The organism is Pseudomonas sp. 9AZ (assembly GCF_902506525.1).
GTDB classification, from domain to species: Bacteria; Pseudomonadota; Gammaproteobacteria; order Pseudomonadales; family Pseudomonadaceae; genus Aquipseudomonas; species Aquipseudomonas peli.
This window is the reverse complement of record NZ_LR733840.1, coordinates 3,043,282-3,057,030: the sequence shown is the minus strand read 5'-3', so window position 1 is coordinate 3,057,030 and position 13,749 is coordinate 3,043,282. Positions and strand designations below refer to the sequence as shown.

The window sequence follows — 13,749 nt, the reverse complement described above, 5'->3', positions numbered from 1 at the left end:
ATCTGATCGAGGAACCCTTCGATGTCTTCTTCCGTACTTGCTGGCCTGACCCTTATGGTTCTGGGCGAGAGCCACATGAGCCTGCAGAATCACCTGACCGAGCCACTCAATGCGGCCTTGGTGGCAAAAGGTGCCAAGGTGCACTCCATCGGCGCCTGCGGTGCCAGTGCGGCGGATTGGCTGATCACCAAGAAGGTTGACTGCGGCGCCGTACAGGACAACACCGGCAAGCTGGTCCTCAAGGGCAGCGGTGCGACCACCACCCCAATCAAGCAGCTGATTGCGCAGAAAAAGCCGGATGTGGTGGTGCTGGTCATCGGTGACACAATGGCTTCTTATGACAAACCAGCGTTTCCCAAGGCCTGGGCCTGGCAGAGTGTGACCAACCTGACCAAGGCGATTGCTGAAACCGGCACCAAATGCGTGTGGGTAGGGCCGGCCTGGGGCAAAGTGGGCGGCATGTACAAGAAAAACGATCAGCGTACCCAGCTGATGTCGAAGTTCCTCGCCGCCAACGTGGCGCCGTGCACCTACGTCGATTCGCTGGCGATGTCCAAACCAGGGCAGTGGATCACTACGGATGGCCAGCATTTCACCGTGGCCGGTTACAAGGCCTGGGGCAATGCGATTGCCGACGCGATGGCCAAGCTGCCAGCCGCCAGCCTTAAGGGAGGCAAGTGATGCGCGCTCTGCTTAGCCTGTTCGCCCTGCTGCCGGTAAGCCTGTTGCAGGCCGCCGAGATTCCCCTGTACCCCACTGGCCCCAGTGAGGACTCCGCATTCCTGCGCTTCTTCAATGCCGGTGACACCGCGCTGGAGCTGAGTGCGGAAAATGGTGCCAGCCTGCGCCTTGAAGGCGATGTGCGCGCCTCCGACTTCCTCACCGTGCCTGCTGGCAAGCCGATCAAGGGCAACCTCAAGCAGGGCGAGGCGCAGCAAACGCTGGACATCAGCGTGGCGCCGGGTGAGTTCGCCAGCGTGGTCGGCATTGCCACGGAGCAGGGCCTGAACCTGGTCACCGTGCGCGAAGTGCCGGACGACTTCAACGCACTCAAGGCCTCGCTGGCCTTCTACAGCCTCGATGCTTCCTGTGCCAACGCCGGCCTGCAAGCGGCCGGGCGCAATGTCGATATCTTCAAGGATGTCGCCAATGGTGCCCTGCAGCGTCGTTCGATCAACCCGTTGAATCTCTCGGTGCAACTGCGCTGTGGCGGTGCTTCGGTGGGCGAGCCGCTGGCGCTCGGTGAGCTGGCTGCCGGTCAGCGCTACACCCTGTTCCTGGTGCCGTCGGCTGATGGTCCGCGCCTGTTCCAGGCCCTCGATAACCTGGCGAACTGACGTATAAAACATGGTCTTCACCTCGCTCGAGTTCCTGACGCTTTTTCTGCCACTCGTTTTGCTGATCTATGTGCTCGCGCGCCCGCAGTGGCGCAACGGCGTGTTGCTGGTCGGTAGTTGGGTGTTCTTCGGCTGGCTCAGCCCGATGTTCATGCTGCTGCACACGGTACTGACCGTGATTACCTGGATCGGTGGGCTGCTGATCGACCGAGCGCCGTTCGGTTCGAAGAGCCGGGTGCGCTGGTTGGCCGGGATGATCGTGCTCAACGTCCTGGTTCTGTGCTGGTACAAGTACGCCAACATCCTGGCAGCGACCCTCAATGAGGTGTTGATGTCCCAGGGGGCAATGCCGCTGGAGTGGCAGAAGGTGGCTTTGCCAGCGGGGCTGTCGTTTATCGTGCTGCAAGCCATTTCTTACCTGGTCGACGTGCATCGACGCACCGTCAAGGTCGAGCGCAGCTTTATTGACTATGCCACCTACCTGCTGATGTTTGGCCAGTCCATCGCCGGACCGATCATTCGTTACAGCTGGGTCAGTGAAGAGCTGTCCAACCGGGGACTCAGCTGGCGCAACTTTAGCCTGGGTGCTCGGCGTTTTATGATCGGCATGAGCATGAAAGTGTTGGTGGCCGATAGCCTGGCGCCGGTGGTCGATGTGGCGTTTGCGTTGCCGGAACCGAGCTTTGTCGATGCCTGGATGGGGTGCCTGGCGTATTCGCTGCAGTTGTTCTTTGACTTCGCCGGTTACAGCGCAATGGCCATTGGTATCGGCTTGATGCTGGGGTTCCATTTTCCGGAGAACTTCAATCGCCCTTATCTTGCCCGCAGCATTCAAGATTTCTGGCGGCGTTGGCATTTGTCGTTGTCCAGCTGGATACGTGATTACCTGTACATCCCCTTTGGTGGTAACCGTGGCAGTCAGTGGCTGATCTACCGGAACCTGTTTCTGACCATGGCCATTGCCGGCTTGTGGCATGGCGGCGATAGCTGGAATTTCCTGCTGTGGGGCGCCGCCCACGGCGTGGCCCTTTGCGTGGCGCGCATCTGGAGTGGCGCTGGTTGGTTCAGTATGCCCAGAGCGCTTTCACATGTGCTGACACTGTTGTTTGTCGCCCTAGCCTGGACGTTGTTCCGCGCCCCTGATTTCGCCACAGCATTGACTATGTATGCGGGCCAGTTTGGGCTGCATGCATTTGCCATGGGCGATGCCTTGGCAGCCACTGTGCGCCCGACTCATGCTATTGCGGCGGCGCTGGGTGTGCTCTGCGTGATTGCGCCGGTTTATCAGCAACGCTTCGAAGCGCGTTTCAGCCAGAACACCCTGTTCTGTCTGTTGGGTTCTCTCTGGCCGGTATTGGGCTTTTTGTTGTCGTTTGCCTTGATTGCCAGCCGTGAAACGGTGCCCTTCCTGTACTTCCAGTTTTAAGGCCTGATGTCATGACGGATAACCAATATGCAGCGGCCGAAGGTTTAACCGCGAGGCTGAGTCCCCTGGCGGGCATGGTGATGTTTGCGTTCCTGGTTGCAGGCTTGGTTTCTGTGCTGTGGGCCATGTTTATCAGTGACAAAGTGGCGTTGCAGCCCACGCAGCCACTCAGTTGGGAACAGATTTTCGATGGCGCGGTGACCCACCGTATTGCCGAAGAGCTGGCGAATGTGCCGTTTGCCAAGCGGGCAGCGGACCTAGAGCGTGCCGCCAGTTGGTTGGCGATTGGTGATGCCGGCACCCGGGTGCGTCAAGGCTGCGCGAACTGGCTGTTTCTGACCGATGAGCTAAAAATTCACCCACATGCCGCTGCAGATGCTGATGCGCGTGCGCAGAAAGTCGCTGCGTTGCATGAACAGCTCAGCAGGCGTGGCATTCGCTTGCTGGTAGTGCTGGTACCGGACAAGAGCCGCATTGCTTCGCAGCAGTTGTGTGCCATCGAACGCTCACCACTGTTGGCCAGCCGTGCGCAGGATTGGCAGTGGGTACTGCAGGCCAAGGGCGTCGAGGTGTTGGATTTGGCTCCGACGCTGCAACCACTCGGCAGCGATGCTTTCCTGCGTACCGACACGCACTGGAGCGAAGTCGGTGCCGAGCGCTCGGCTGCAGCGGTGGCCGAGCGGATAGCCGCACTGGGCGTTAGCCCAACCCCGGCCAAACAGTTTGTGGCCAGTGTTACGGCGCCGCAGCCACGTCCCGGCGATCTGGTGCGTTTGGCTGGGCTCGATTGGTTGCCTGAGAGCCTGCAGCCAGCCATGGAGCAGGTGGCAGTCACCCAGATCAAGGAAGTGCTGGGCGCCGTCGATGAAGCCGCATTGGGCGAGGATGATCTGTTCGGCGACAGCCAACTGCCGAACCTTGCCGTGATTGGCACTTCGTTCTCGCGTAACTCCAACTTCATCCCTTTCCTTGAACGCGCGGTGGGTGCGCGAGTGGGCAACTTTGCCAAGGATGGCGGTGAGTTTTCTGGGGCGGCTAAGGACTATTTCACCAGCCCTGCGTTCAAACAGACGCCGCCTGAGGTGCTGATCTGGGAAATTCCTGAGCGTGATTTGCAGTCACCTTACCGCGACGACATCATGTTGGACGGCCAACCCGGTTGAGAGTATGAGCACTCAAACAAAAGGCCATGCTGCACCGCATGGCCTTTTGCTTTACGGGTTTACTGAAGCGCTGCTAGATGATGCCGCGCTCATCAGCATTGATCAGGCTGTGTAAGCCCCCGAGTGATTCCCTGGCTTGAGAGCGGGTCAGAAGCTTGGTCTGAACCGCTGCCGGAAGATCTGTGATGCGGATGACGCCTTTACTGATCAGCAAATGCACTAAATCGTCCACGACGCGGATCATGTCCAGGTCGCTTTGCTTCAGTTGCATAAGATTCGATTCAAGGTTCTGGCTGGCAAACCATGCTTGAATCTCGTCTGAGTCGGCCGTCAGGGTGTTGGTCATGCTCTCGAACGGCATCACCTCCACTCGCCGCAGGTGGCCGCTGGCATCCCGCTGGACATAGAACATCGGCATTATCCTTCCCTATGACCCGCCCTCGGCAAGTCCCGCTATTGAGCTTAGCTGGAACGTCGGCCCCGACCAGTTACAAAGCCCTGCTTCCTGCTGTATGCGGTCAATGCCGATTTAGTCGATGAACAACTGCTGCACCACCGAGAAGTCCTGCTTGCCTTTACCTTGCTTGAGCAGCAGGCGATACAGCTGCAACGCCAGTGCGCCCATGGGCGTGCTGCTGCCGCTGGCTTGTGCAGCTTCCTGTGCCAGGCCGAGGTCTTTGGTCATCAGTTCGGCCATAAAACCGCCGCTGTAGCCTTTGGAGGCCGGGGCGTTTTCCATCACGCCGGGCCAGGGGTTGTACTTCTCCAGCGTCCAGTTGCCGCCCGAGCTTTGCCGCATGATCTCGGCCAGAACTCCGGGCTCCAGGCCGTTGGCCACGCCCATGGCCATAGCTTCGGCGGTGGCGATCATCTGCACCGCCAGCACCTGGTTGTTGCATACCTTGGCCACTTGGCCTGCACCGTCGGGGCCGGCGTGGAAGATGTTCTTGCCCATGGCCTCGAAGATCGCCCGAGCTTTTTCCAGCGTGGTTGCCGCGCCGCCGATCATAAAGGTCAGGGTGCCTGCTGCTGCACCGGCGGTGCCGCCGGATACGGGCGCGTCGAGCAGTTCGATACCGCGCGCGGCCGCCGCCTGATGCACCTTGCGTGCGGACTCCGGGGCGATGGTCGAGCATTCCAACACCAGGCTGCCGGGCTTGAGCGCGGCCAGCAGGCCGTTATCACCCAGGTACAGGCCTTCGACATGCCGGCTGGCCGGCAGCATGCTAACCACCACATCGGCATTCAGCACCGCATCCAGTGCGCTGCTGGCCGCTTGCGCGCCGTCCTTGGTCAGGTCCTCGACGGCTGCTTGCAATAGGTCGAAGACTCTCAGGTTGAAGCCGGCCTTGAGCAGGTTGCGCGCCATGGGCAGGCCCATGTGGCCGAGGCCGATAAAAGCGATTGTTGTCATTGTTATGCTCCTGTCGCGCTGAAAAGTGGCCGTTGCCGGGTTACAGGTCTGCCAGTGGGTGGGCGCCATCCCAGGCTGGGGCGAAGTGCGCGTCGATTACCTGCTGCGGAATGCTCGCCACATCCGGCCAGTGCCAGCGTGGCGCGTGGTCCTTGTCGATCAGCCGCGAGCGCACGCCTTCGGGGAATTCCGGGTGGCGGCAGCAGTTCAGGCTCATGGCGTATTCCATGCGGAAGACATCGGCTAGGGAAAGCTTCTGGGCGCGCTTGATCTGTTCCCATACCAGGTGCCCGGTCAGCGGGCAGCCGCCGGTCAGGGTCTTGGCGGCGCGGGCCAGCAGCAGGTCGCTGTCGCTGTGCAAGGCGCTGATGGCATTCCAGGCGTGGGGCAGGTCGGCGGTATCGAGCAGCTCGTCGATACGCGCGCGGCGCGGCAGCCATTGGGCCTCTGGCAGTTCGGTTAGCGCCTGGTTTTCCAAAGCCTTGAGCAGGCTGTGTAGTTGCTGCGGGCTCTGTTCCTGCCAATTGAGCTGGGCCAAACCATCGAGTAAGTCGTCCTGCTGGCTGTCGAGCAGCACGCGGTCGGCAAGGTCAAGATCCAGCGCATCCCTGGCGTTGATGCTGCTGGCGGTCAGGCCGAGAAACAGGCCGAGCTTGCCCGGCAGGCGCGCGAGGAACCAGCTGCCGCCGACATCCGGGTATAAGCCGATATTCACTTCCGGCATGCCCAGGCGGCTGCCTGGGGTGACGATGCGGATACCAGCGCCCTGCATCAGGCCCATGCCGCCGCCCAGCACATGGCCGTGGGCCCAGCAGATAAAGGGTTTCGGGTAGGTGTGGATGCGATGGTCGAGGCGGTATTCGTCAGCAAAGAAGCGTCGCGCCAGGGGCGGGATTTCGCCAGGGTGTTCGCGGCACTGGTGCACCAGCTGTACCACGTCGCCGCCCGCGCAGAAGGCTTTTGGACCATTGCCGCGCAGCATTACGCAGGCGATGCTCGGGTCGTCCGCCCAGGCCTTGAGCTTGGCATCCAGGGCTTCGATCATCGGCAGCGACAGGGCGTTTAGGCTCTTTTCCGCATCGAGGCTGGCAATGCCGATGCGGTAACCGTGTTGGGCCGGGCGTTCTTCGAATTGCACATTCATTGTGGTTGTCACCCTGCGGATTATTTATTGCGCCACTGCGGGTCGCGTTTTTCCAGGAAGGCGTTGACCCCTTCGCGGGTGTCGTCGGCGTCGAACAGGTCGACAAAACGCTCGCGCTCCTCACTCAGCCAGGTATTCGGGCTGCGCTCGCGGGCGCCCTGGATCAGCGGCTTGATGGTGCGCACGGCCACCGGGCTTTGCCGCGCGACTTTGGCCGCCAGCAGCAGGGCATGACCACGGGCTTCGCCAGTATCGACCACTTGCTCGACCAGGCCGATGCGCTGGGCGGTGTCTGCATCCACCCGCTCGCCGCAGAGGATCATGCGTTTGGCCCAGCCTTCACCGATCAACCAGCTCAGGTGCTGGGTGCCGCCGGCGCAGGGCAGCAGGCCGACCGTGGCTTCCGGTAGGGCCATCTGCGCCTGGCGTTCGGCGATGCGGATATCGCAGGCCAGCGCGCATTCCAGGCCGCCGCCCATGGCGTAGCCGTTGATCGCGGCAATCGATACGCCGCGGAAATCACGCAGCGCCTCGAAGGCTTCGCCGAAACGCCGGGCCATCTCGCGGGCACGGGCCTTATCGCCATCGGCAAACAGCTTGAGGTCGGCGCCGGCGCTGAAGAACTTGCCACCCTGGCCGGTAATCACTAGGGCGTAGATGTCATCGTCGCGGTTGAGGTGTTCAACCAGCAGCTTGAGGCCGATCAGCGAGTCGCGGTCCCAGGTGTTGGCCGGTGGCTGGTTGATGGTGATCAGCGCGGTATGGCCGTGCTTTTCCACGGTGAGCTTGTGGGTCAGGTCAAACACGCCGGGGTTGTAGGCTTCGATGGCGTTGCTCATAACGGTCCTCGTCAGGTTGCTCCCCTCGCCCTTTGGGAGAGGGGCCGGGGGAGAGGGCCTCGGGCGACGCCGACCCTCTCCCTAACCCTCTCCCCGAGGGGAGAGGGAATTAAAAGCTACAGCAAGCGATCAAGCATGCCGCCCTGATCCAGCAGGCGGCGGGCGATGATTACTCGCATGATTTCGTTGGTGCCCTCGAGTATCTGGTGCACGCGGCTGTCGCGCACCCAGCGCTCCAGCGGGTAGTCGTTGAGGTAACCGTAGCCGCCGTGCAATTGCAGGGCTTCGTTGCACAGGGTGAAGCAGTGATCAGTGGCAAAACGCTTGGCCATGGCGCAATACAGGCTGGCTTCGCTGTGGCCGTGGTCCAGCTTGTGCGCGGCGAGGCGCACCATCTGCCGGCTGGCGGTCAGATCGGTGAGCATGTCGGCCAGCTTGAATTGCAGAGACTGGAAGTCGCTTAGCGGCTTGCCGAACTGTTTACGTTCTTCCACATAACGCAGCGATTGCTCCAGCGCCGCTTGTGCAGCGCCCAGCGAGCAGCTGGCGATATTGATGCGCCCGCCATCCAGGCCCTTCATCGCGTAGACGAAGCCCTGGCCTTCTGGGCCGATGCGATTACCGGCGGGGATACGCACGCCTTCGAAGGTAATCGTGCGAGTAGGCTGGGCGCGCCAGCCCATCTTCAATTCATTGCGTCCGTACTTCACGCCGGGTGCATCGGCCGGCACCAGGAAGCAGGACACACCCTTGGCGCCGCTTTCGTCGCCGGTGCGCGCCATCACGATCAGCACATCGGTGGAGCCGGCGCCGGAGATAAAGCACTTGCTGCCGTCTAGTACGTAGTCGTCGCCATCACGCTTGGCGCGGGTGCGCAGGTGCGCGGCGTCGGAGCCGGCGTCCGGCTCAGTGAGGCAGTAGGAGGCCAGCAATTCGCCGCTGACCAGGCGCGGCAGCCAGGCATCCTTCAGCGTTTGGTCGGCGAAAGAGGCGAGCATCCACGAGGCCATATTGTGGATGGTCAGAAACGCCGTGGTGGCAATGCAGCCGGCCGACAGCTGTTCAAAAATCAGCGAAGCGGACAGGCGGGATAGGCCGAGCCCGCCATCCTCTTCATTTATATAAAGGGCCAGGTAACCCTGTTCGGCGGCACGCTTGATCACATCCACCGGGAAGTGGTGGTCGCGGTCCCAGTCGGCGGCATGCGGGGCCAGTTCACGGCTGGCAAACTGGCGGGCGCTTTCTACCAGCAGGCGTTGTTCATCGCTGAGTTCGAAATCCATTGGTGATCCTTAGCGGGATGGGTAATCCCCGGCAGTTAAGGCCAGGCCAACTCGTGATTAGCCTGGCGTTCGGTTACTTGAGTTGAATAGTCATATTTGCGCCTGCTACGGAGTCCTCATCGAACCAGCGGCTGGTGACCGTTTTGGTTTCGGTGAAGAAGCGCACGCCCTGTTTGCCGTAGGCGTGCAGGTCGCCGTAGAACGAACCCTTCCAGCCGGTAAAAGAGAAGAACGGCAGCGGCACCGGTACCGGTACGTTGATGCCGACCTGGCCGACTTCCACTGCGTGCTGATAATGCCGCGCCGCGCCGCCGGAGCGGGTGAAGATCGAGGTGCCGTTGCCGTAGGGGCTGGCGTTGACCAGTTCGATGGCTTCCTCAAGCGTATCGACTTCCATGCACACCAGCACCGGGCCGAAAATCTCTTCGCGGTACAGGCTCATCTTGGTTGTCACGCCGCGAAACAGCGTGGCGCCGATCCAGTTGCCGTTGGGGTAGCCCTCGACCGCGCAGTGCGAGCCGTCCAGCAGGCATTCGGCACCTTCCGCTTTACCTTCGGCGATCAGGCGCAGCACGCGTTGCTTGGCCTGCTGGCTGATCAGCGGGCCGAAGGCGGCGTGGCCATCGGTCCAGTAGCCGGGTTGCAGGTCGGCCATCTGCGCCTGCAACTCGTCGATCCACTGCTTCGATTCGCCGACAAACACCGCCACGCTGATCGCCATGCAACGCTGCCCGGCCGCGCCGCAACTGGCGCCGACCAGGTTGCTCAGCACCTGCTGCTTGTTGGCGTCGGGCATGATCACCATATGGTTCTTCGCCCCGGCAAAGGCCTGCACGCGCTTCAGGTGAGCGGTGCCGGTGCGGTAGATATGCTGGCCGACTGGCACCGAGCCGACGAAGGAAATCGCACGGATATCCGGGTGAGTGAGCAGGCTGTCGACCACCTCGCGCGCGCCGTGCAGCACTTGCAATACGCCCTTGGGCGCGCCGGCTTCGATAAACAGCTCGGCCAGGCGGTTAGGGGTCAATGGGTCTTGCTCGGACGGCTTGAGAATAAAGGTATTGCCGGCGGCGATGGCCAGGGGAAACATCCACAGCGGAATCATCGCCGGGAAGTTGAACGGGGTAACGCCCACGCACACACCGAGTGGCTGAATCCAGCTGGCGGTATCGATGTCGCGGGCTACGTTCTCCATGGTCTCGCCCATCATCAGGCTGGCGATATTGCAGGCCTGCTCGACCACCTCGATGCCGCGCCAGACATCGCCCTTGGCGTCGGCCAGAGTCTTGCCGGTTTCGCCAGCGAGAATTTCCGCCAGCTCGTCATGGTGTTCCTTGAGCAGATGCTGGTAACGCAGCATCACCCGTGCACGGTCGGAGACTGGCACTTCGCGCCAGGTGAGAAAGGCTGCCTTGGCACTGGCAATCGCCGCTTCGATTTCCTCGGCGGTGGCCTTGGGTGCCAGCGCCAGAACTTCCTGGGTCGCCGGGTCGGTGACTTCGATAAATTCGCGGGCGCGGCTTTCGCGCCATTCACCGTCGATCAACTGTGGGATTGCCTTGGCCATGCGTTCCTCCGGCGAACCTCAGGATGGGCTCGATTGTTGTTTTGTCCATGTTATAGCCGCCTTGCTCGGCTTTGTGGATTGACGATCTTGGTCTACAGATGGACTATCTTGGGTTTGAATCAATGGCCAGGATGTCCATGAGCGTGCAGGTCGATACCTCCAACTGGCCACTGCCGGCCAACGGCGTGCGCTTTATCACACCGCCCAGGTTGCGCCGCCTGTTGGCGCGCAGCCCGCTTGCGCAGGGCTGTTATCCACTGGCTCTCGGCTTTTACCCGCAGGCGCAGGGGCACCGTATGCATCGCCCGCATCCGGAGGATCACCTGCTGATCTACTGCCGTGCCGGGCAGGGCTGGTTGGAGACAGCGGATGGACGATTAGCTGTCAGTGGTGGCGATTTGTTGCTGTTGCCGAAAGGCGTGATGCATGGCTATGGCGCGGACGTGGACAAGCCCTGGACGCTGTACTGGGTGCATTTCGACGGCGATCTGGTGACAGAGTTTCTCAAGCCCTTGGGCAAGGGGCCGCTGTGGCGTATCGGCGTGCAGCCGCGCTTGTTGGCTGAGTTCGATGCCTTGCTCAACCTGCGCAAGCAGGGCTTGAATCTGGCGCATTTCGTTCATGCCGCGCACCAGTTGCAGGTGCTGCTGACTTCTCTGGCGGTGTTGCCGGCACGCACCACCCTGAAATCCGGGCGGGTGCTCGATGTGGATGCGGTACAGGCGGTGATGCGCGCCCACCTGCATGACGCGCTCAACCTCGATGAGCTGGCCGCGCAGTTCAAACTGTCGCGTTTTCACTTCGCCAAAACCTATCGCGCCCTGACTGGGCATGCGCCGATTCAGGACTTTATCCAGCTGAAAATGGCCCACGCCTGCCGCCTGCTCGATGAAGGCGAGCAGGGCATCCGCCAGGTGGCCGAGCAGCTGGGTTATGACGATGTGTATTACTTCTCGCGGCTGTTTCGCAAAGTGGTGGGCATGGCACCCAGTCATTACCGGGCGCTGCATCAGGGATAAGTCAGACGTTTTAGGGGGCAGGCGGCTGCTTTCCGGCCAAGGGCTGGGTCTGAAATATCAACGCTTAGTGCGAACCGATAGATTGCCGTTTATTGGCAAGTCGCTAACGTGCAGTCGGTTGGTTTACGCCTGACCCGGCTGATACAGCCGCGGGGGCTTCTGTGGGCAGCTTTAGGGTCAGGATGATGAGCACTGCACCCACACAGCCAATGGTTGCATATACCCCAGCAAAGCTGCCGCTGTAATTGGCCAGTAGCCCTGCGCCGTAATTGCCGAGCATGCCGCCAGAGCCTTGCATCACGTTGGCAACGCCAAATATGGATACCGCCATGGCGCTGGACGATGCCAGTTTGGAAACGTAAGCGGGGATAAGGCCGAAAATGGGATAGAAGGCCGTAGAGAACAGCGCCGCTGCGACTAAGGGCCAATACCCTGAGGGACTTACAACGAATATCAGTGCCGCCGTTACCACACAGCCGTAGACCAGCAACATGGCGGCGCGCAGCCCCGTACGGTCGGAGAGCCAACCGACTGCCAGCCCTGCAAACATGCCAACGAAGCCGATCACGGCCCAGACCTGTGCGCTGTATTGCACGTCAAAACCCAGTTCCGTGCGCAGGTAGGACGAGAGGTAGGTTTGGAACGGAAAGGTGGCAAACCCGATCAAGAAATTCATCGACCAGATCAGCAGCACCCAGGGTTGTATCAGCGCTGAGCGCTTGCTGGGCATTGTCAACTCAATGGCTATGGGCGCTACAACCGGCTGCGAGGTTGTGCTGAGCAAACCGCCTTTCTTGAAAACCACCAGAACGAGCAGTGCCATGGCCACGGTGAGTAACCCCATCCACCACCACACGCTGCGCCATTCACCTGGTGCGGCATACAGCGGCACCAGCAGGCTGTTGATCGCCACCCCATAACTGGTTCCGCTGGATACCAGGCCCATGGCCAACCCCCGGTAGCGGTAGGCCGTGACCCTAGAGATGACATCGACCATCGGTACAAACACCGTCGCTGCTGTACCCGCCAACAGGGTCAGTAATGCACCGATCACCAGGATGTTGTTTGACAGTGGAATCAGCAGTAACGCCAGTGCACACAACGCCCCGGAGGCCACGATCAACCAGCCGCCACCGATCTTCGGTGTCAGCCAGACAGCCAGCAAGGCACAGAGTAGAAAGCCCAGCTGCGCCGAAGCGGTGATACTGCCTACATAGGAGAAATCGAAGCCCAGGGAGGCCTGCATGTCCGGTACGAGCTGAGCAAACAGGTAAATCCCGAAACCATAGGTCGCGGCGACCAGGCTGGTTAGCAACACGACAATCGCAGCATTCAAACGCATGGTCTGCACCCTGTGGGTGGTTGGGATTGTTAGCACTCAGGCGCGGGTTGCAGCACGACGTGATTGAGGCACACCTATCCACGGATGTACTGCACCTGGCTGTGCGTCCATCTTTAAGTCAGCGTTAGGGGGCTATTGATCAAGCAGCGCCAGCGGTACTGATTTTTCAGTACGCTGCTGCAGGTGACTCTACTGAGCGGGCAGTTCGGACGACTGATAAAAGCGTCCTAAATATGTTCTATAACGCCATGTCTTTGGCTTTTTGCCGATCAGAAAACGTCCTAAGCGCTGTTCAATTGTCGTAAGCACTTCATGCCGTGCGGCCGTTTTAAGCCGTAGGGGTAAGCCACGGTTTGGGACGCGTCGATCGTGGCCAGTCTCCTGCGTTCCGGTAGGTCGGTTTTTAGCGACGGTATGAAGATGGTGTGCTTACGGGTTGCTCCACGCGCTCGCCTTGACTTGCCTAGCCGCCTTCCTTAGCGTGCCGTCTTCGTTGGATTAAGCAGGAATCAGGCATGAGCGCCGCCGATAACGTCAAACTCGAAGCCGGCTGGAAGGCCGCGCTGCATGCAGAGTTCGAGAAGCCCTATATGCGTGAGCTGGGGGATTTTCTGCGCAGTGAGAAGGCCGCAGGCAAGCAGATTTATCCGCCTGGCTCGCTGATCTTCAATGCGCTGAATTCCACGCCGTTGGCGCAGACCAAAGTGGTGATTATCGGCCAGGATCCTTACCACGGCCCTGGGCAGGCCCATGGTCTGTGCTTCTCGGTGCAGCCAGGGGTGAAGACGCCGCCGTCGCTGGTGAATATCTATAAAGAGCTCAAGCGCGACCTGAATATCGATATTCCCGGCCACGGCAACCTGCAGCATTGGGCGGAGCAGGGCGTGCTGCTGCTTAACACTTCATTGACGGTGGAGCATGGCATCGCCGGTTCCCACGCCAAGATCGGCTGGCAGACCTTTACCGACAAGGTGATCGAGGTGGTCAGCCAGCAGCAGGAACGCCTGGTGTTTCTGCTCTGGGGCGCCCATGCGCAGAGCAAGGAAAAGCTGATCGATGTCAGCAAGCACCTGGTGCTGAAATCCGTGCACCCTTCGCCGCTGTCGGCGCACCGTGGCTTTATCGGCAACGGCCATTTCAGCCGCACCAACAAGTTCCTCCAGCAGCATCAACTGAGCCCGATTGATTGGCGCTTACCTGCCGCTTAATAGCCGG

The 13,749-nt window shown here is 60.8% G+C and carries 13 protein-coding genes; 6 read left to right on the top strand and 7 right to left on the bottom strand.

Annotated features, from left to right (window positions below):
• Positions 1 to 21: 21 nt before the first annotated feature.
• The 4 genes from ALTER154_RS14330 to ALTER154_RS14315 all read left to right on the top strand — a co-directional run bounded on the left by ALTER154_RS14330 (position 22) and on the right by ALTER154_RS14315 (position 3,926).
• A complete protein-coding gene (locus ALTER154_RS14330; protein ID WP_160088022.1) occupies positions 22 to 681 on the top strand; it encodes an SGNH/GDSL hydrolase family protein in 660 nt (219 codons plus the stop codon).
• On the top strand, positions 681 to 1,337 hold the full coding sequence (locus ALTER154_RS14325) for an alginate O-acetyltransferase AlgF (RefSeq protein ID WP_160088020.1): 657 nt from the start codon (positions 681 to 683) through the stop codon (positions 1,335 to 1,337). Before ALTER154_RS14330 ends, ALTER154_RS14325 begins: the two co-directional genes overlap by 1 nt.
• Positions 1,338 to 1,347: 10 nt before the next feature.
• A complete protein-coding gene (locus ALTER154_RS14320) occupies positions 1,348 to 2,763 on the top strand; it encodes an MBOAT family protein (protein WP_160088018.1) in 1,416 nt (471 codons plus the stop codon).
• 74 nt (positions 2,764 to 2,837) lie between these two features.
• The gene (locus ALTER154_RS14315; RefSeq protein ID WP_160090144.1) at positions 2,838 to 3,926 is read left to right on the top strand and encodes a cell division protein FtsQ; all 1,089 of its coding nucleotides are present in this window, start codon (positions 2,838 to 2,840) and stop codon (positions 3,924 to 3,926) included.
• A gap of 73 nt (positions 3,927 to 3,999) precedes the next feature.
• On the opposite strand, the gene ALTER154_RS14310 is transcribed toward ALTER154_RS14315, so the two are convergent.
• From ALTER154_RS14310 to ALTER154_RS14285, 6 genes are all read right to left on the bottom strand, one after another.
• Positions 4,000 to 4,338 (bottom strand): tryptophan synthase subunit beta, encoded by a 339-nt coding sequence (locus tag ALTER154_RS14310; RefSeq protein ID WP_090251940.1) that lies wholly within the window; start codon positions 4,336 to 4,338, stop codon positions 4,000 to 4,002.
• 117 nt (positions 4,339 to 4,455) lie between these two features.
• Complete coding sequence (gene mmsB / locus ALTER154_RS14305) at positions 4,456 to 5,409, bottom strand: 3-hydroxyisobutyrate dehydrogenase (protein ID WP_160088016.1); 954 nt, start codon at positions 5,407 to 5,409, stop codon at positions 4,456 to 4,458.
• Positions 5,381 to 6,484 carry an enoyl-CoA hydratase/isomerase family protein gene (locus ALTER154_RS14300; RefSeq protein WP_160088014.1) on the bottom strand — a complete coding sequence of 368 codons (1,104 nt, stop codon included), beginning with the start codon at positions 6,482 to 6,484 and terminating at the stop codon, positions 5,381 to 5,383. Before ALTER154_RS14300 ends, mmsB begins: the two co-directional genes overlap by 29 nt.
• A gap of 20 nt (positions 6,485 to 6,504) precedes the next feature.
• Entirely contained in the window at positions 6,505 to 7,323 is an 819-nt protein-coding gene (locus ALTER154_RS14295; protein ID WP_160088012.1) for an enoyl-CoA hydratase, read from the bottom strand.
• A gap of 116 nt (positions 7,324 to 7,439) precedes the next feature.
• Entirely contained in the window at positions 7,440 to 8,606 is a 1,167-nt protein-coding gene (locus ALTER154_RS14290) for an isobutyryl-CoA dehydrogenase (RefSeq protein ID WP_160088010.1), read from the bottom strand.
• A 73-nt stretch (positions 8,607 to 8,679) separates the two neighbouring features.
• Complete coding sequence (locus ALTER154_RS14285; RefSeq protein ID WP_160088008.1) at positions 8,680 to 10,173, bottom strand: CoA-acylating methylmalonate-semialdehyde dehydrogenase; 1,494 nt, start codon at positions 10,171 to 10,173, stop codon at positions 8,680 to 8,682.
• Positions 10,174 to 10,310: 137 nt separating this feature from the next.
• Between ALTER154_RS14285 and ALTER154_RS14280 the strand changes: the two genes are divergently transcribed.
• Complete coding sequence (locus ALTER154_RS14280; RefSeq protein ID WP_160088006.1) at positions 10,311 to 11,192, top strand: AraC family transcriptional regulator; 882 nt, start codon at positions 10,311 to 10,313, stop codon at positions 11,190 to 11,192.
• A 103-nt stretch (positions 11,193 to 11,295) separates the two neighbouring features.
• Here ALTER154_RS14280 and ALTER154_RS14275 read toward each other — a convergent pair whose 3' ends face one another.
• On the bottom strand, positions 11,296 to 12,534 hold the full coding sequence (locus ALTER154_RS14275) for a nitrate/nitrite transporter (RefSeq protein WP_160088004.1): 1,239 nt from the start codon (positions 12,532 to 12,534) through the stop codon (positions 11,296 to 11,298).
• A 515-nt stretch (positions 12,535 to 13,049) separates the two neighbouring features.
• On the opposite strand from ALTER154_RS14275, the gene ung reads away from it, so the two are divergent.
• Positions 13,050 to 13,742 carry a uracil-DNA glycosylase gene (gene ung / locus ALTER154_RS14270; protein ID WP_160088002.1) on the top strand — a complete coding sequence of 231 codons (693 nt, stop codon included), beginning with the start codon at positions 13,050 to 13,052 and terminating at the stop codon, positions 13,740 to 13,742.
• Positions 13,743 to 13,749: the final 7 nt, after the last annotated feature.